This is a genomic window from Streptomyces sp. NPDC046985 (assembly GCF_040644415.1).
In the GTDB taxonomy this organism is placed as follows: Bacteria; Actinomycetota; Actinomycetes; order Streptomycetales; family Streptomycetaceae; genus Streptomyces.
Window position 1 is genome coordinate 132,660 of record NZ_JBEYWK010000015.1, and the last position, 17,400, is coordinate 150,059.

Sequence of the window (17,400 nt, forward strand, 5' to 3'; positions counted from 1 at the left end):
GCCTACGCTCGGGACGGACCACCCCTAGCTGACGATGGCGGGAGCAGTGACGATGCAGTACGTGAAGCTCGGTGCGACGGGTCTGGACGTGTCGCGGATCTGTCTGGGCTGTATGACCTACGGCGTGTCCGACCGCGGCGCGCACGAGTGGACGCTCGACGAGGAGGCGTCACGGCCGCTGATCCGGCAGGCGCTGGACGCCGGGATCAACTTCTTCGACACCGCGAACGTGTACTCGGACGGCAGCAGCGAGGAGATCGTCGGCCGGGCGCTGCGCGACTTCACCGGCCGCGACGAGGTCGTGCTCGCCACCAAGGTGAACGGCGCGATGCGCCCCGGGCCCAACGGCCGCGGCCTGTCCCGCAAGGCGATCCTGAGCGAGATCGACCACAGTCTGCGTCGGCTCGGCGTGGACTACGTGGACCTGTACCAGATCCACCGCTTCGATCCGCACACGCCGGTCGAGGAGACGATGGAGGCGCTGCACGACGTGGTGAAGGCGGGCAAGGCCCGGTACGTCGGGGCGAGTTCGATGTACGCCTGGCAGTTCTCCAAGATGCAGTACACGGCCCTGCTGCACGGCTGGACGCCGTTCGTGTCCATGCAGAATCACTACAACCTGCTGTACCGCGAGGAGGAGCGGGAGATGCTCCCCCTGTGCGCGGACCAGGGCGTGGGCGTGCTGCCGTGGAGCCCGCTCGCCCGCGGCCGTCTCACCCGCGACTGGGGCACGGCCACGCAGCGCAGCAACACCGACGAGTTCGGCAGCCACTTGTACGCGGAGGGGGACCGGGCCATCGTCGAGGCCGTCACCCGCATCGCCGAGGAGCGCGGTGTGCCGCGCGCCCAGGTGGCGCTCGCCTGGCTGCTGCACCAGGACGCCGTGACCGCGCCGATCGTCGGCGCGTCCAAGCCCCAGCACCTCGAGGACGCCGTGGCCGCCGTCGAACTGGAGCTGTCCGACAAGGAGATCGAGGAGCTCCAGCAGCCCTACGCCCCGCACGAGATCAGCGGCCACTGAGCGCCCACCGGCTTCCGAGGGGGCATGTCCGGCCGCCTGTGGAGGGCGGCCGGATTACGCTCGATATGTCACGTCCCAAGAAGCTGACAGTGCGTCAACACAGCTAATTCACAGAGTAATCGGGGAATGGCGGGGTGATCCCCTGTCGCTCCGCTCCGGCCTGTGCGAGGGTGTGGGCCGTTCGCGTGCAGACGAGGGTCCTGGAGGAATGGCGACCGTGAGAGACCCTGGGCGCTCGTCGTCGTCTGACGCACTCGACTCTCCCGGATCGCCCGGTCCGTTCGGCACGACCGACCAGCAACTGAACGCCGAACTGAGCAGGTGGACGGGCGCCACGCCCGCACTCGGCCCCGTCGGGGAACTGCTCGACCGCCATTGGGAGGCGGCCTTCGCCTACGCCCGGCTGTGCACGGACGGTCCGCACCCGGCGGGCATGCTGACCACCGCGTCGTTCACCCGGCTGTTCGGGCAGGCGCTGCGGCAGTCGGGTCCGGGGGCCGCGTGGCGGCCGCACCTGCTGCTGACCGTACGGCGCATCGCCGCGGAGTGGAGCGCCGACCACCGGTGGGAGATGCTGCACCCCGACCTCCGGCGGGAGGCCGCGACCGGGGCGGGAGCCGCCGACCGGATCGCCGGCCGCCTGCTGCCGCGCGCCGACCGTCGCCTGCTCTCCCAGGCCTTCCACCGGCTGCCCCAGACGGCCCGCGCCCTGCTGTGGCACGCCGAGGTCGAGGCCGAGCCCCTCGCGGCCCCGGCCCGCCTGCTCGGCCTGGACGAGGAGGACGCGCGGATCGGCCTGCGGCGGGCGGCGGAGCGGCTGCGCGAGGAATGCCTTCAGGCGCACCGCGACAGCGCTCCCGAACAGGACTGCCTGCGCTACGTCCGGCTGCTGGACGTCACCTGGCGGCGCGGCGGCGTCGAGGTCGACCCCGACCTGGCCGCCCACCTGGCCGGGTGCGCCCACTGCCGCCACACCGCCGACCAGCTCGCCCAGTTCGGCGACGACCTCGGCACAGCCCTCGCCGAGAGCGTCCTCGGCTGGGGCGCGCGGACGTACCGGGAACTGCGGCTGAGCAGCGCCGAGCGCCCCGCCGGGGACGACCCGGGCGCGGCCCCGCTGCCCCGGGGCGGTGAGCCCTTCGCGTCCTTCCCCGCCACGACGCCCCCTCCGTCGGCCCGGCCCGTCCCCCCAGCTCCCTTCGTACCGCCCGTTCCCACGGCCCCGCCTCTGCCGCCCGCGCCGCAGCGGCCCGCCGAAGCGCTGGACGGCGCCGCCGCGTTCGACGCCTTCCGCCCGCCGCCCGCCCCCTCCGGCGCAGGCGCGCCCGGCGCCGCCCCGGCCGGGCCGCGCTCCGCGCGCCGGCCGCGCGGCGCCGCTCCCGTCCCCTCCGCGCCTGACCAGGCCGGCGCCGAGCAGGACGACGACACGCTCCCGCTGACTGAGGGCCGGCCCCGGCGCCGCGCCCGGGGTGCGGCGGCGCCCGGACGGTCGGGCCAAAACCCCGACGCCGCTCCCGGCCGTCGCGCCGCCGCCCGCGGGTCCGGTCACCGGGCGGCCGGGCCCGCCGTCCGCCCCCGCACTCTGGCGCTGGCGGCGGCGGTGAGCGGACTGGTCGTCCTGCCCGTGGTGCTCTGGACGGTCCACGGCCCCGGCGACGGCGCCTCGCCGCACCCCGGCGGGCAGCCCTCCGGCAGCCCCGGCCGCTCCGCCGGAACCACGCCCCCGCCCTCGTCCTGGACCAGCGGCGGCACACCGGGGAAGACCACTGCGCGGGGCCGGCTGACCGACGCCGCCTCCGGGCTGTGCGTCGGGATCACCGGCGGCCACGCCGTGCAGGGCGCCGAGACCGAGATGCAGCACTGCTCCTCCGCGCCCGGCCAGCAGTGGGCGTACGAGACCGACGGGCTGATGCGCAGCGGCGCCGCGCCCGGCCTGTGCCTGGACTCCCACCTCGGCTACTCGGTACTGCTCGCCCGGTGCGTGGAAGCCTCCGCGCCGGGCGGCCGGAACGTCCGCTACGACTTCACGCTCCAGGGCACCCTGGTGCCGCGCTTCGACCAGGACCTGGCCCTGACACCGGCCGCCACCGACGGCGGCGGCGCCCTGGTGCTCAAGACCCGCGCCGCCGGAGACCTCCAGCGCTGGAGGATCGACCCGACCTCCCCGACCCCCCGGACGGACGTGGCCGACTGGGACGCGGATCACGGGCGGGCGTCGGGCGGCCGCCTGGGACGCTGAGACCTCGGCGCCCGGCCCAGCCGCGTCAGCGAGGCCCAAGCGATGCGGGCGGCGCGGGCGGCTCAGGCGGTGCGGGCGGCGTGGGAGCGGGCGGGGACGGCGGAGGCGGCGGCATGCTCGCGAGGCCGGGCGCCGCCTCCGGCCACACCAGCAGCACCGGACACGGCGCGTGGTCGACGGCGAACCGCACGGCCGGTCCCAGGCTGTGCGGGCCGAGCCGGGCGCGGTCGCCGTCGCGGGCCAGCACCAGCAGGTCCGCGCCCTCGGCCGCGGCCACCACCTCGCGCTCCACCCGTCCCGCCCGCTCCCACCGGGTGCACCGGCGCCCCAGTCGCGCCTCGGCCGCGTCGAGCAGCTCCCGCGCCGACGCGCCGCCGAGATCCGCGAGACGGACGCCCGGGTCCCGCTCGGTGCGCCCACGGCCGAGCAGACCGGCGAACGCCCCGTGCGCCACCCCGGGCACGTCCGGGCCGGTCACGTGCAGCAGCACCACCTCCGACGCGTCCGGCGCGTGGCGGCAGACGGCGTCGACGCAGGCGGGCCAGGTGCCCTCGACCAGCCAGACGATCACGCGCATGCGGCGGCTCCCTCCGGTGCGACGCGCGGCTCACACGACGTGCAGCGCCCCCCACAGTGCCACCACGGCGGGCGCCAGCGCGGACGGCACGGCCAGCAGGCCCAGCCGGGTGAACTCCCCGAGGTCCACCCCGTGCTCGTGCTGGTGCACGATCCGCCGCCACAGCAGGGTCGCCAGGGAACCCGCGTAGGTCAGGTTCGGGCCGATGTTCACGCCGAGCAGCACGGCGAGGACGGCGCCCGGACCGGCCGGGGCGGTCAGCGGCAGCAGCACCAGCACCGCCGGCAGGTTGTTGATCAGGTTGGCCAGCACCGCGGCCACCGCGGCCGCCATCAGCAGCGCGGGCAGGCCCGTGCCGGTGGGCAGGACGTGCCCGAGGGCGCCGGCGAGCCCGTTGTCGACCACGGCCCGGACGACGACGCCGAGGGAGAGGACGAAGGCCAGGAACGCCGGGGCCGTCGCGCGCAGCACGGTCACCGGTCCCGCCGCGCGCCGCAGGAGCACGCGTGCCGCGAGCACCAGCGCCCCGGCCGCCGCCGCCCACGCCGGGTCGACGCCGAACGCGGACGTCACTGCGAACCCGGCCAGCGTGCAGCCCACCGTGACCAGCGCGAACAGGGGCGGCGCGGGCGCCTCGCCGGGCTCCGGGGCGGGCGCCGCGGCGGCCAGGTCCCGCGCGAAGAACCGGCGGAAGACCACGTACTCGGCGCCGATCGCCACCAGCCAGGGCGCCGCCATCAGCGCGGCGAACCGGGTGAAGCTCAGCCCGCTCGCCGCGAACGCCAGCAGGTTGGTCAGGTTCGAGACCGGCAGCAGCAGCGACGCCGTGTTGGACAGATGCGTGCAGGCGTACACGTGCGGCTTGGGCCGGACGCCGGTCCGCGCGGCGGTGGCGAACACGACCGGCGTCAGCAGCACGATCGTGGCGTCCAGGCTGAGCACCGCGGTGATCGCCGAGGCCAGCGCGAACACCGCCGTCAGCAGCCGTACTGGACGGCCGCCCGCCCGGCGGGCCGTCCAGGCCCCGCACGCCTGGAACAGCCCCTCGACGTCGCAGCAGTGGGCGAGGACCAGGACTGCCGCCAGGAAGCCGGCCACCGGCCCCAGCCGCGCCGCCTCCTCGGCCGCGTGCGCCGGGGAGAGGGCGCCGGCGGCGACGGCCAGGAAGGCCGCCGGGACCGCCATGACGGCCTCGGGCAGGCCGAAGGGCCGGATGACGGCCCAGGCGAGGACGGCGACGAGCAGGACGACGGACAGCGTCTCTGCGAGCGGGGTGTTCAGCGGTTCGTTCCTTCGGGCGCGGTCGGCGGGGCCGGCACGGCGCCCAGCACATCAAAGCAAACCGCGTCCGGCCCCTTCCGGCTGACGTGCGCCCGTCGGCTCCCGCCCGGCGCGTCGCCGGTCCGCGCGTCGCCGGTCCGCGTCAGGGAGCGGTGCCGGGGCTGAACGCCGTCAGAGACACCGAGGAGGCGTTTCCGCCCACGGGGACCGCGCCGGACGTCCACTTCACCGTGAGGTGGTCGCGCTCGTCGGGCGGGGTGACGAGCAGCGCGGCGGGGGTGGCCGTCCGCGCGCCGCTCACGCCCGGGTTGGAGAAGGTCAGGCCGGACCAGGCGCTGGCGCCCGGAGCGAGCGTCACCGTGCCGGCCGAGCCGGAGGAGCGCCGCGGATCGGGACCGAGCTGCCGCCCGGAGGCGTCCACGAAGGCGGCGCCCGGGAAGCCGCGCACCGTGCAGGTGCGGCCGGAGGAGTTGGTGAGGACGACCGGGAAGTTCTCCTGCCCGGCGCCGGGGTCGTCGCGGCCCACCGAGGCCCGGAGCTGCGAGGTGTGGCAGCGGCTGCTCTGGGCGGCCGTGTCCGACCCCGTGTGCCCGCCGGACGGGGCGCCGCCCGTGGCGCCGGTACCGGCGCCGCCGCCGGAGGACGGCGGGGCGGGGTTCGCGTGCCCGGCGCTTCCGCTCGGCGCGCCGCCGCTGCTCGGCGAGGCGCCGGGGGAGGACGCCGCGCCGGTCGCCGTGGTGTCGGTCGCGGGCGCGGCGGTCCCCGGGACCTTCTGCGGCGAGCCGCCGGTGTCGTGGCCGCAGCCGGTCAGCAGGCCCAGCACGGCGATCGAGCCGGCGAGCAGGGCCGCGCGCTGGCGGGACGGGGAGGTGTGCGCCATGATCCACGCTCCTGGAGGTCGTCGCACGCGCGCGGCGTGCGTCCGGCGCTCTCTGCGCCGACATGAGGGTTCGATGCACGGACCGGGCGGAAAGTTCGCGGCGTCGCGCGCTTCTCCCGCCCGAGCGCACCCAGCCCGTACGCCCCGGTCCGTGCTCACCCGTAAAGAGTCAGGTGACCCGCAGCGAGCGGAGTATGCGTTCGGTCGCGTCGTCGCCGCCGTGCTGCCGGACCTGCACGTACACCTGCGGCTGGGCGGCGGATCCGGACGGGGTCAGCGCCGCCTCGGCGACCCGGCCGCCGCCGGGGCAGTCGCTCCAGGTCCGGACCCGGCCCTTCCAGGGGCCGTCGGCGTAGTCCCGGCCGCCGTTGTCGCGGCAGCCGCGGTGGCTGACGGCGTCCACCCGGGCGGCGACGTCGCCGCGCTCGCTCAGCCCGACGAACACGCCGCGCACGTCGGCGCCGAGATCCTGCCAGCGGGACAGGTCGTCTCCGACGGTGAGCCCCGGCTCGTGCCCGGCGGGCAGGCCCAGCGCGTCCGGGTTCCAGCCCGAGTCCCGGAGCTGGCGCCCCCAGCCGTCCGGCACCCGCACCTCGATCTGCCCGGTCGCGTCCGCGACCCGCAGCCCGGAGTCCGGTGCGGACCCCGGCGCCAGGGCCAGGGCGGCGGCGGTGACGGCGGCCACCGCCGCCGCCAGCGCGACGACCCGCCCTCGCCGCCGGACGCGGGCACCGGACGACGCCCCCGACCCGGCCAGCCGCTCCAGCTCCTGAGCGAACGCCTCCGCGCTGGGCCAGCGCCGCGCCCGGTCCGGTTCGAGCGCGCGCATCAGGGCCCGGGACACCGCCGGGTTCAGCTCCGGGCGCAGCCGTTCGGGAGGCGTCACCTTTCCCGGCTCGGCGGGGACCGTGCCGGTGACCAGCTCGTAGCCGAGCGCGCCCAGGCTGTAGACGTCGGCTCGGGCGTCGATGCCCGCGCCGGGCTCGGCCTGCTCCGGCGGCCGGTACCCCGCCGATCCCGCCGCCACGGTCAGCCCGGACGCCTCCGCGAGGCTCTTGGCGAGTCCGAGGTCGGCCAGCAGCACCCGCCGGGCGCCGTCCGCTCCCGTGCGCAGCAGCACGTTGCTCGGCTTGACGTCCCGGTGCACGATGCCCGCCTCGTGCAGGGCGTGCGCGCTGCGCGCGGCGAGCGCAGTCAGCCGCAGCGCCTCGGGCGGCGCCGGCGGCCCGGAGGCGATCAGGTCGGCGAGCGTGCCGCCGTCGGCGTACTCCATGACGAAGTACGGCCTGCCGTCGGGCAGCTCGCCGATGTCGTGGACCTGCACCACCCGAGGCGAGCCCGCCTTGCGCAGCAGCCGCGCCTCGGACAGGAACCGCTCGCGCACGTCGAGGCGGTGCGACCAGTTGTCGGCGAGGACCTTGACGGCCACCGGGGCCTGGAGGTCCTCGTCCTCGGCGAGCCACACCGTGCCGAAGGCTCCGGCGCCCAAGGGCCGTTCGACACGGTAGCGGCCGATCCGCTCGACGGAGTGCATACGACTATCATGCCTGGCCTGAGATCGACTCCAAGGAGGGCCTGCCGTGCCGGATCCGGCGCCGACCGAAGACCTGGCCCGCAGGGCCGCCGCGGGAGACGGCGCGGCGCTGGAGGAACTGCTCCAGGAGATCCGTCCCGAGGTGCTCCGGCGCTGCGGGCGCTTCCTGCCCTGCCGGGAGGACGCCGAGGAGGCCGCGCAGGACGTGCTGCTCCAGGTCGCGCGGCGGATCACGTCGTTCGAGGGCCGCAGCCGCTTCAGCACGTGGCTGTACACGGTCGTCGCCAACTGCTGCCGCCAGAAGTACCGCGAACTGAAGCGGCGCGCCGTCGAGCAGCCCGCCGTCATCGAACCCGCGCAGCACGTCGATCCGCGCACCACCAGCGTCATCGCCGGCTCCCGGCTCGATCTGCTGGAGGCCCTGGAGCGGCTGGAGCGGGAGCACCCGAACCTGGTCGCGCCGCTGGTCTACCGCGACATCTGCCACCTGGACTACGCCGAGGCCGCCGAGCGCACGGGCGTCCCGCTGGGCACCTTCAAGTCCCGGCTGCACCAGGCGCGCCGCGAGGTCAGGCCCTGGCTGACCGACGCGTCCTGAGAGCGGACCCCGCCGGTCCTCGCACTTCGGTGCGCTGTGCGGACTCGGCTTGGCTCGCCCTGCCGGTACCGTGCCCTCCTGGCCGTGACCTGCTGGTATTTACGGGAAAGTACCCGAGCGGTACCGTATGGGGCATGCCAGCGCTCAATGTGGAGTTCAGCGACCGCGAGCTAGAGGACCTGCGGCAGATCGCCAAGGAACGCGGTACGTCGATGAAGGCGCTCGTGCGCGAGGCGGCCGCCGCCGACATAGCCCGGCACCGCGCGCTCCAGGAGGGCGCCGAGGCGTTCCGCCGGTTCTTCACGGCGCACGCCGAGGAGTTCGCCGCCGCGTTCCCCGAGGACGAGCCGTCCCGCGACGGCGAGGGACGGGCCGCCTGACCGATGGCCTCCGTCATCCACATCGACGTCCCCTGGCTGCTCCAGCGGCATGAGGAAGTACTGCCGGACCAGCCCACCGTCGACGACTTCTCGGCCCTGGTGGCCGCCGTCGCCCGCCACCGCGTGGACCCGCCGCGGCTCGGCGTGGACTCCGACCCCGCCTGGCGCGCCGCCGCGCTGCTGCACACCCTGGCCGTGCTCAAGCCCCTGCCGTCCGCCAACGCCCGTTTCGCCTGCGCCACCGCCGTGGCGTACATGTTCGTCAGCGGCGTCGGCATCGACCCGCCCTACGGCGCCCTCGTCGATCTCGCCCGCGACCTGATGTCCGGCAAGACCGACGTCTACGGCGCCGCCGACACGCTGCGGTCCTGGGAGATCTGACGGCCCCTGGAGGCGGCCCCGCCCCCCCAGCCGCGCGCACCCGGCGCGCCGCGAGCCCGGCGGGTGCCGCGAGCCCGGCTGGCGCCCCGAGCCCGGCGGACGCCGCGAGTCCGGCGGGCGCCGCGAGGCGTCCGCCCTTCCGCGGGGCTCAGAGCGCGTCCGCGCTCCGCTCCACCAGATCGGCGGCGCTCACGGTGGCCGGGACGGCGTGGCCGGACAGCGCGAGGGTGAGGTCGAACTCCGCCAGCAGGCAGCGGATCACGTGCTCCACGCCCGCCTGGCCGTCCAGCCCGAGCCCGTAGGCGTACGGCCGGCCGAGGAGCACCGCCCGAGCGCCGAGCGCCAGCGCCTTGAACACGTCGTCGCCGGTGCGCACGCCGCTGTCGAACAGGACCGCGAGCCGGTCGCCGACCGCCTTCGCCACCCCCGGCAGCGCGTCGGCCGCCGCGACGGCGCCGGCGACCTGCCGTCCGCCGTGGTTGGACACCACCACGCCGTCCATGCCCGCATCCGCCGCGAGGCGGGCGTCGTCCGGGTGCAGGACGCCCTTCAGGACGATCGGGCCGTCCCAGTTCTCCCGCAGGAACGCCAGGTCCGGCCAGGTCTTGCCGGGGTCGGCGAACATGCTGACGAAGCGCAGCACCGCCGCGTTCGGGTCCTCGTGCACCGGCTTGGCCAGACCCGCCAGGAAGGCCGGATCGGAGAAGTAGTTGGCGGTGCCCACCCCGTGCAGGAACGGCAGATACGCCTGGTCGAGGTCGCGGGGCCGCCAGGCCAGCAGCGGGGTGTCCAGGGTGACGACCAGCACCGAGAAGCCCGAGTCCTTCGCCCGCCGCAGGAAGCTGCGGGTGACCTCGCGGTCCTTGGCCCAGTAGAGCTGGAACCAGCGCTCGGCGTCCCCCATGGCCCGCGCGACCTCCTCCATGGGCGTGCTGGAGGCCGACGACAGGACGAACGGCACGCCCTGCGCCGCGGCGGCCCGCGCGGCGGCGGGCTCCGCGTCCGGGTGCATGAGCGACAGCACGCCGACCGGCGCGAGCGCGAGCGGGGCGGGCAGCGTCCGGCCCAGCACCTCGACCGACAGGTCGCGCTCGTGCACGTCGCGCAGCATCCGGGGGACGATCCGGCGCCGCTCCAGGGCCGCCCGGTTGGCGCGCGCCGTGCTGCCGTCGCCCGCGCTGCCCGCCACATAGCCCACCGGGCCGGGGCCGAGCCGCCGCTCGGTCAGCTCCTCCAGCCGGGTCAGATCGGTGGGCAGCCGCGGGACGGCGCCCGTCAGCCCGTTCAGGTAGATCTCGTACTGGAAGTCCGCCCAGTGCTGCGCCATCCGTGGCTCCCGCCTCTCCTCGCCGGGTCCGGTCCGTGCCGCAGCCGACCCTACTGACCGGTACCGGCGGGCTCCGCCCCGGGGCGGAGCCCGGAACCGGACGCCTGACGCGCACACGGACCGGACGACCGGAGGCCGCCCGCCGATCCGGCGGGAAGGGCAGGACACGATCCGGCGACCGGAAGGTGAACCGGAATAGACGCCGGCTCGCGTTTCGGGAATGTTTCAAGACGATTGACGAACCGGGGAGAACCGGCCATTCGGCGGGATCCGGTCGCCGACGGGCCCGTGGTTCCCGGGCTGTACGGCGCACGGTCCGTGACTTCGCGCCACTGATTCAATACGCAAGGTTACTCAAACCTGTGGGTTCGATGTGTGTTTCGGCGCGGGACTCGGCAGACTCGCGCTCGCCGAACCGACGCCGACCGCGTCGCGGCAGGCATCTCTCATCGACCTCCTGCGGAAGGAAGCACACAATGCGGAACACCGCGCGCTGGGCAGCGACTCTCGGACTGACGGCCACCGCCGTCTGCGGAACCCTCACCGGCTCCGCCCTCGCCGCCCCGACCGCCGCCCACCCCGCCTCGCTGTACGCGCCCTCAGCCCTGGTGCTGACCGTCGGCCACGGGAACAGCGCCGCCGCCTCGGCTCCCGAGCGGGCCGTCACCCTCTCCTGCGCCCCGGGGGCCTCCGGCACCCACCCCGCGGCGCCCACCGCCTGCGCCGAACTGCGCTCCACCGGGGGAGACTTCGCCGCGCTGACGACGCCCGGCGACGTGATGTGCACCAAGGAATACAGCCCGGTGACCGTGACCGCCGAGGGCGTCTGGCAGGGCAAGCGCGTCTCCTACGAGCACACCTTCTCCAACGCGTGCGTGAAGAACGCCTCCGTGAGCAGCGTCTTCGCGTTCTGAGAGACCGGGATCGCACGGTCACCGCGCGGCACGGCAGGGGCCCATGGCTGGGGAGCGCGGGCGCCTTGCGCGGAAGACCGGCGGCGATCTCGCACCAGGGGCCGGCAGGGCGGAGTGGGGCCGCTCGCCGGCCCCTGGCATGTCCGTCCCCGTCCCCGCCCGCCGCGGTGCGTCAGGCGCGCTCCCGGTGGCTGGTGTCGCACCACGGATAGCGGCGGCTGCGCCGACAGGTGCACAGCGCGACCCGGAACCGGTCGGAGGACACCACGGACCCGTCCTCCAGCTCCACCTCGACGGGGCCGTCGACGAGGATCGGACCGCGCCGCCGCATCGTCACCCGGCACGGCGGTGCGGGACGGGGGGCGTCCCGAGGGGGATCAGAGGGGTCGTTCGGCACGGATGACCACCAGCTCTTCCTTCTCGTCGGCCGACCCCAGCAGGCCGCGCTCGCGCAGCCACTCCCGCCGCCCCCGCAGCACGGGACCGAGCCGGATCCAGCGGCGGCGCACCACGGCGGCCTTCAGACCGGTCCCGCGCAGCAGGCCCAGGCTGCGGGTGGGCCCGCTCAGCGCGGACTGCACGACCAGCAGGGCGCCTCCGGGCCGCAGCAGCCCGCACGCCTCCCGGCAGATCCGGTCCAGCACGAGCCGTCCGTCGCGCCCGGCGTCCCACGCCCGTGACCTGCCGTGCGGCGCGCCCCGGGCGTGCGGTGCCGGGACGTAGGGCGGGTTGGCCACGATGACGTCGAAGACGCGTCCGCGCACGGGACCGAACAGGTCGCCGTGGTAGGCGCGCACCGGGAGCTGGGCCAGCCGGGCGTTGAGACGGGCGGTCCACACGGCCCGCCAGGACAGGTCGACCGCGCTGACCCGGGCGCCCCGCCGCGCCGCCGCCAAAGCCAGCGCGCCGCTGCCGGTGCCCACGTCCAGGAGCTGAGCGCCCGGCCCGAACGGCTCGGCGGACAGGACCTCCGCGAGCAGCGCCGTGTCCTCTTGCGGCGCGTACACGCCCGGAAGCACCCGTTCGTTCACGTGCCGCGAGTACCCCGCACAGGCCGGGCCTATCGGGCGGTCACCGGGCGGGGACCGGCGCCGTCTCGAGCGGCCTGCGCAGGGAGGACCGGCCCGCGCGCCAGTCGGCGAGCAGACGAGCGCCGAGGCGGTCCTCCAGGAACCCGGTCGCGTCGATGCCGAAGGCGACGTCCGGCGCCAGCTCCGGTTCCTCCTCCAGCAGACCGGCGATCACCTCGTGCCGGACCACCTGCTCGTGCACCGCGTCCGCCTCGACGTGCTCGTCGTAGAAGAACTCGGCGGCAGGACCGGCGCCCGTGCGGCGCATCGCCTCGGCCAGCCGTCGCGAGCCCGGGGACGAGGTGATCTCCACCGCGGCGAAGTGCCCCACCAGCGCGCCGCGCAACACGCGGTGCAGACCGAACAGGGACATTAGGTTCACCGTGGCCAGCGCCTCGGCGCCGGCGGCGTCCAGATAGCGGCCGTAGGCGGCGTCCAGGCCGAGGTCGGTCATCAGGTCGGCGAACAGCCGGGCGTGCACCCGGTCGGCGCGGCCCCCGCCGTACTCGTCGAACTCCACCGCCGCCATCGCCGCCTTGGCCCGCCCCCGGAGGCGGGGCAGCACCCAGGCGTGCGGGTCCGCCTCCTTGAGGTGGTACAGCGAGCGCTGGGCGGCGTACTCGCGCAGGTGCCACAGCTCGCCCGCCTCCCGCAGGAAGTACGAGACGCCCGTGCCCCGCACCGGCTCCACGAGCAGGTCGGCGAGCGCGTCGTCGACGCCGTCGTGGCGGGTGGCGTCGCGGCGCAGCGCGGCGAGGAAGCGCCGCTCCAGCGCGGCCCGCACCCGCAGCAGCGCGGGGTCCCACTCGCAGCGTGCGTCGACGCCCGCGAAGCCGCGGTAGTGCAGCTCGTAGCACAGGTACAGGGCCAGGTGCAGGTCGTCCCCGTACACCGGCGCCCGGTCGGCGTCCTCGTCGCGGGGCGGCGCGGCCCCGCCTCGCAGATACGCCGTCACGGCGGCGGAGACCGGCCCGCGGGCGGCCGGCAGCGCGGGTCCTCGGCGATCGCGGTCCATGGGCGCCGGGTACCCGAGCCGGACGCGGCCACCCGCGCGGTACGTGGTCGCCCGCGCGGGTGGTCGCCTGCGTGGGACGCGGTCGCCTGCGTGGGACGCGGTCACCCGCGCGTCCGGCCGCCGACGCGTGCGTACGGCCGTGGGGGGCCGACTGGACATCGACCTTACGGGGCCGACTGGACGCCGGTGTCCGCAGGGCGTCCCTCGGGGCGGCCGCAGCCCCCGGCGCTCAGCCTGACGCGGCCGCAGCCCGGCTGCCCCGGCGCTCAGCCTGACGCGGCCGCCGCCACGCGCAATGGCGGCGGGTCGGAGGCGGTGGGCTGGTCGCTGGCCTGGGACACCTCCGCCCACCAGGACGGTCCGTCCTCGATGTGCCGCAGCATCACTCCCTCGCGGATCGCCCACGGGCAGACGGCGGCCGTCTTCAGGCCGGTCAGTTTCATCGCGGTGTGCCCGGCCACCGCCCCGGCCAGGCTCTGCGCGGCGCGCGGCGCGGAGATGCCGGGCAGCGAGGCCCGCTCGGCGGCGGGCAGGGCGGCGAGCCTGCCGACCGCCCGGCTCAGGTCCGCACGACGCAACTCCCGCTCCACGAACGGCCCGTGCCGTCCGGGAGCCGCCCCGCACAGCCGCCCGAGCTGCTGGAAGGTGCGCGAGGTGACCACCGCCGTGCGCGGCCCCTCCCAGCGGATCCGGGCGGCCGCGTCCCGCAGCTCGTGCCGGACCCGGCGCCGCAGCGCCCTGAGCAGCTCCGGGGACGGCGGGTCCCCGTCGGGGAAGAACTCGTGCGTGAGCCGCCCGGCGCCCAGCGGCAGCGAGGCCACGAAGTCGGGCAGCCGGCCGCGGCCGAAGGCCACGTCCAGCGAGCCGCCGCCGATGTCGAGCAGGGCCAGCGGACCCGACCGCCAGCCCATCCAGCGCCGGGCGCCGAGAAACGCCAGCTCGGCCTCGATCTCACCGGGCAGGGTGCACAGCGCCACGCCGGTGCGCGTCCGGACGGCGCGCAGCACCTCCGCCCGGTTGGGAGCGCCGCGGACCACGGCGGTCGCGAAGGCCAGCGGACCGTACGCCCCCCACCGGGCCGCGGTCCCGCTCGCCTCCGCGACCGCCCCGACCAGCCCCTCCACCGCCTCCGCCGGGATGCTCTCCCCGGGGCTCACCTGCTCCGAGAGTCTCAGCCGCCACTTGGCGGTGTGCACCGGAAGCGGCGCCCCGCCCTCCGCGTCCGCCACCACCAGCCGCACCGTCTTCGACCCCACGTCCATCACGCCGATTCGCATGCGCCGGTTGATACCCCTCGCGCGGCGTCCTACGCCCCGTCGATCACCCGTCACGCGCAGTCGCGCCGGCGCCGGGCGGCGACGGCCGTCACGCGAGCTGGCGCCGCACCAGCTCGTGCAGCCTGCCGCCGGTGTCCGCGAGCAGCTCGGCCGGCGGCCCCTGCTGCGCGACCCGGCCGTCCTCCAGGACGACGACGCGGTCGGCGTCCAGCACCGTCGACAGGCGGTGCGCGATGACGATCCGGGTGGCGTTCAGCTTGCGGGTGCTCTCCATCACGATCCGCTGGGTGTCGTTGTCCAGCGCGCTGGTCGCCTCGTCGAAGAACAGGATCCGGGGGCGGCGCACCAGCGCCTGGGCGATCATCAGCCGCTGCCGCTGGCCGCCGGAGACGGCGCCGCCGCCCGAGACGAGGGTGTGCAGGCCCATCGGCATCCGCCGTACGTCCTCGGCCAGCCCCGCCATCTCCGCCGCGGCCATCGCCTCCTCCGGCGAGCACGGCTCGGCGCCGCGGATGACGTCCAGGATCGACCCGGTGAACGGCTGGGCGTGCTGGAGCACCACCCCGCACTGCCGGCGCACCGCCGACTGGTCGAGCGCGGCGAGGTCCTGACCGTCGTAGAGCACACCGCCCGACAGCGGGCGGTCGAAGCCGATCAGCAGCCGCAGCAGCGTCGACTTCCCGCAGCCGCTGGGGCCGACGATCGCCGTGAACTCGCCCGGCCGCGCCTGGAACGACACGTCGTCCAGGACCAGCGGCCCGTCGTCGGCGTACCGGAACGACAGCCGCCGCGCCTCGACCGCCCCGGACAGCGGACCCGGCCGGGTGCTCCCGGTGCGCACCTCGGGCGCCGCGTCCAGCACCGGCCTGATCTCCTCGTACAGCGGCAGCGCGGCCACCGCCGAGACGAACGCCCCGGTGAGCTGGGTGACCGAGGTCAGCAGCATGGTGACCGAGGCGTTGAAGGTCAGGAACGCCGCCGCCGACATCGATCCGCGCGCCGGACCCGCCAGCAGCATGAACATCACCAGCGTGCACACCGGCAGATACACCGCGCCCAGCACCGTGGTCATGTTCTTGATCCGGCCTGTCTTCTGCTGGAGCTCGCGGCTGCGCGCGAACCTCTCGGCCCAGGCGGCGTACGCGTAGTTCTCGGCCGCCGCCACCCGCAGCTTCGGCAGCCCGCGCAGGGTCTGGAACGCCTGGTTGTTCAGCTTGTTGGTGAGCACCACCAGCCGGCGCTGCCAGCGCACCTGCCACAGCCCGAGCCCCAGGAACACCGCGGCGATCACGACGAGCATGCCCATCGCGGCCAGCGCCATCGAGGCGCTGTACCAGAACAGCAGCGCCAGGTTCATCACCCCCACCGTCAGGGACTGCGCGACGACCGGCCCCACCCCCGCCAGCAGCCGGCGGATCGCGCTCACGCCCATGGCGGCGCTCGCCAGCTCCCCGGTGGACCGCTCGGTGAAGAACTTCGTCGGCAGCCGCAGCAGCCGGTCCCACACCGCGGGCTGCAACGTCGCCTCGATCCGCCCCTCGATCCGCAGGATCGTCAGGTTCTCCAGCAGCATGAAGGCCGCCGCCACGAGACTGCTGACCATCACCGCCAGGCACACCTGCCCGATCGGCCCCTCCTGCGCCCGCGGCACGAACTGGCCGAGCACCCGGCCGGTGGCGATCGGCACGAGCGCGCCGACAGCCACCGTCACCAGTCCGCTGACCATCAGGTTCAGCAGGTCGCCGCGGGTCCCGCGCAGGCTGAACCGGACCAGGCCGAGCGGGCTCGGCCTGCGGTCGGGCAGCGGGCGGTAGAACATCACCGCGCGCTCCTCGAACTCCCGGGCGTTCGCCTTCTCGACCGGCGTCTCCCGCCCGGTCGCCGGATGCACGGCCACATAGCCGCCGCGCCGCCACAGCAGCGCCACCGGCGCGCCCGACAGCTCCCGGCAGCCCACCAGCGGCCCGACGTTCTCCCGCCACCAGCGCCCCTGGAGCCGCACCGCCCGGGTCCGCAGCCGGGAGGCCAGCGCGATCCGCTCCACCGGGTCGAGCCGGTCGCTGACCGTGCCGGACTGCGGGGCCGCGGCGAGCGTGACGCCCGCGGCGCGGGCCACCAGCTCGCAGGCCGCGTAGGCGGCGTCGGCGTCGGCGGCCGTGACCCGCCGCTGCGAGGACCGGCCGATGGAGGCCAGCAGCGTCTGGTCGGCCTGGGCGCGCACCGCCTCGCCTGCGGCGATGCCCGCCGCCGTCCGCGTCTCGTGGGTGCGCTCGCGCTCCTCGATCCAGCGGTCCAGCGCCGTCAGCAGCCGGTACTGCTGGTCGACCATGCTCTGCCAGAGTCCCGGGTCCATCAGCAGGTCGGCCGCCGCGTCGGCGCCGTAGTCCGCCCCGTACCGCACGCTGCCCGGCGGCACCCGCATCCAGAACACGTCGTCGTCCGAGGGCGCCGTGGAGCGGTCCTCGGCCACCGGCGCCTGGAACAGCACGGACAGCCCGCGCCCCGCGCCGAGCGCCAGCGCGTACTCCAGCGCACTGGTCGTGGGCGGCACGTACTGCGGGTTGCCGTACTCGTCGTACGACCAGGTCTGGGTTCCGGCGGGCTGGTGCAGCTCGCGCAGCCCGACGCGGCGCACCGCGCAGTCCCGCAGCGGGCGCGCCACCAGCGTGTGCCGCGGCCCGGCGACCGGCCCGAGCACCAGCGCGCCCGCCTCCAGCCGGCCCAGGTGGTGCCAGTGGCCCTGCTCCGCCGCGTCCACCGCGAACAGGTCCGCCGCGCCGGACGCGACCAGCCACAGCACCTGCGGGCCCTCCAGGTCCAGCCGCCCGACGCCCGCGCAGTCGACCGGCGTGCCGAGCCCGCCCAGCGACCCGAGCACCAGGTCGCCTTCCTCCACGGCTGTCATC

At 75.7% G+C, this 17,400-nt stretch carries 16 protein-coding genes; 6 read left to right on the plus strand and 10 right to left on the minus strand.

Features of this window, described 5'->3' with window-relative positions; genetic code table 11:
* The first annotated feature begins 52 nt into the window (after positions 1-52).
* Both ABZ861_RS20600 and ABZ861_RS20605 read left to right on the plus strand, forming a co-directional pair.
* Positions 53-1,021, plus strand: a complete 969-nt coding sequence (locus ABZ861_RS20600; RefSeq protein ID WP_361632048.1) for an aldo/keto reductase — start codon at positions 53-55, stop codon at positions 1,019-1,021.
* 217 nt (positions 1,022-1,238) lie between these two features.
* Positions 1,239-3,260, plus strand: a complete 2,022-nt coding sequence (locus ABZ861_RS20605) for a ricin-type beta-trefoil lectin domain protein (protein WP_361632050.1) — start codon at positions 1,239-1,241, stop codon at positions 3,258-3,260.
* A 25-nt stretch (positions 3,261-3,285) separates the two neighbouring features.
* Here ABZ861_RS20605 and ABZ861_RS20610 read toward each other — a convergent pair whose 3' ends face one another.
* The 4 genes from ABZ861_RS20610 to ABZ861_RS20625 form a co-directional block, all read right to left on the minus strand.
* Complete coding sequence (locus ABZ861_RS20610; RefSeq protein WP_361632052.1) at positions 3,286-3,837, minus strand: universal stress protein; 552 nt, start codon at positions 3,835-3,837, stop codon at positions 3,286-3,288.
* Between the two features lie 30 nt (positions 3,838-3,867).
* The gene (locus ABZ861_RS20615) at positions 3,868-5,118 is read right to left on the minus strand and encodes an SLC13 family permease (protein WP_361632203.1); all 1,251 of its coding nucleotides are present in this window, start codon (positions 5,116-5,118) and stop codon (positions 3,868-3,870) included.
* 142 nt (positions 5,119-5,260) lie between these two features.
* On the minus strand, positions 5,261-5,998 hold the full coding sequence (locus tag ABZ861_RS20620; protein ID WP_361632054.1) for a DUF4232 domain-containing protein: 738 nt from the start codon (positions 5,996-5,998) through the stop codon (positions 5,261-5,263).
* Between the two features lie 169 nt (positions 5,999-6,167).
* Complete coding sequence (locus tag ABZ861_RS20625) at positions 6,168-7,532, minus strand: serine/threonine-protein kinase (RefSeq protein WP_361632056.1); 1,365 nt, start codon at positions 7,530-7,532, stop codon at positions 6,168-6,170.
* 46 nt (positions 7,533-7,578) lie between these two features.
* Between ABZ861_RS20625 and ABZ861_RS20630 the strand changes: the two genes are divergently transcribed.
* The 3 genes from ABZ861_RS20630 (at position 7,579) to ABZ861_RS20640 (ending at position 8,891) form a co-directional block, all read left to right on the plus strand.
* On the plus strand, positions 7,579-8,130 hold the full coding sequence (locus ABZ861_RS20630) for an RNA polymerase sigma factor (RefSeq protein ID WP_361632058.1): 552 nt from the start codon (positions 7,579-7,581) through the stop codon (positions 8,128-8,130).
* A 134-nt stretch (positions 8,131-8,264) separates the two neighbouring features.
* A complete protein-coding gene (locus ABZ861_RS20635; protein ID WP_361632060.1) occupies positions 8,265-8,510 on the plus strand; it encodes a hypothetical protein in 246 nt (81 codons plus the stop codon).
* A 3-nt stretch (positions 8,511-8,513) separates the two neighbouring features.
* Positions 8,514-8,891, plus strand: coding sequence for a toxin Doc (locus ABZ861_RS20640; RefSeq protein ID WP_361632062.1), 378 nt, complete (start codon positions 8,514-8,516; stop codon positions 8,889-8,891).
* A 148-nt stretch (positions 8,892-9,039) separates the two neighbouring features.
* Here ABZ861_RS20640 and ABZ861_RS20645 read toward each other — a convergent pair whose 3' ends face one another.
* Positions 9,040-10,218 (minus strand): lactate 2-monooxygenase, encoded by a 1,179-nt coding sequence (locus ABZ861_RS20645; protein WP_361632064.1) that lies wholly within the window; start codon positions 10,216-10,218, stop codon positions 9,040-9,042.
* A gap of 476 nt (positions 10,219-10,694) precedes the next feature.
* Here ABZ861_RS20645 and ABZ861_RS20650 point away from each other — a divergent pair, with 476 nt between their 5' ends.
* Positions 10,695-11,132 (plus strand): subtilase-type protease inhibitor, encoded by a 438-nt coding sequence (locus ABZ861_RS20650; RefSeq protein WP_361632066.1) that lies wholly within the window; start codon positions 10,695-10,697, stop codon positions 11,130-11,132.
* Between the two features lie 172 nt (positions 11,133-11,304).
* Here the strand turns inward: ABZ861_RS20650 and ABZ861_RS20655 are convergent, their stop codons facing one another.
* The 5 genes from ABZ861_RS20655 to ABZ861_RS20675 all read right to left on the minus strand — a co-directional run bounded on the left by ABZ861_RS20655 (position 11,305) and on the right by ABZ861_RS20675 (position 17,399).
* The gene (locus ABZ861_RS20655) at positions 11,305-11,463 is read right to left on the minus strand and encodes a CDGSH iron-sulfur domain-containing protein (protein WP_361632068.1); all 159 of its coding nucleotides are present in this window, start codon (positions 11,461-11,463) and stop codon (positions 11,305-11,307) included.
* A gap of 46 nt (positions 11,464-11,509) precedes the next feature.
* The gene (locus ABZ861_RS20660) at positions 11,510-12,163 is read right to left on the minus strand and encodes a HemK2/MTQ2 family protein methyltransferase (protein ID WP_361632070.1); all 654 of its coding nucleotides are present in this window, start codon (positions 12,161-12,163) and stop codon (positions 11,510-11,512) included.
* 40 nt (positions 12,164-12,203) lie between these two features.
* Positions 12,204-13,217, minus strand: coding sequence for an iron-containing redox enzyme family protein (locus ABZ861_RS20665; protein WP_361632072.1), 1,014 nt, complete (start codon positions 13,215-13,217; stop codon positions 12,204-12,206).
* Between the two features lie 266 nt (positions 13,218-13,483).
* Positions 13,484-14,494 carry a Ppx/GppA family phosphatase gene (locus ABZ861_RS20670; RefSeq protein WP_361632074.1) on the minus strand — a complete coding sequence of 337 codons (1,011 nt, stop codon included), beginning with the start codon at positions 14,492-14,494 and terminating at the stop codon, positions 13,484-13,486.
* Positions 14,495-14,582: 88 nt separating this feature from the next.
* A complete protein-coding gene (locus tag ABZ861_RS20675) occupies positions 14,583-17,399 on the minus strand; it encodes an NHLP bacteriocin export ABC transporter permease/ATPase subunit (protein ID WP_361632076.1) in 2,817 nt (938 codons plus the stop codon).
* Between the last annotated feature and the right edge of the window lies 1 nt (position 17,400).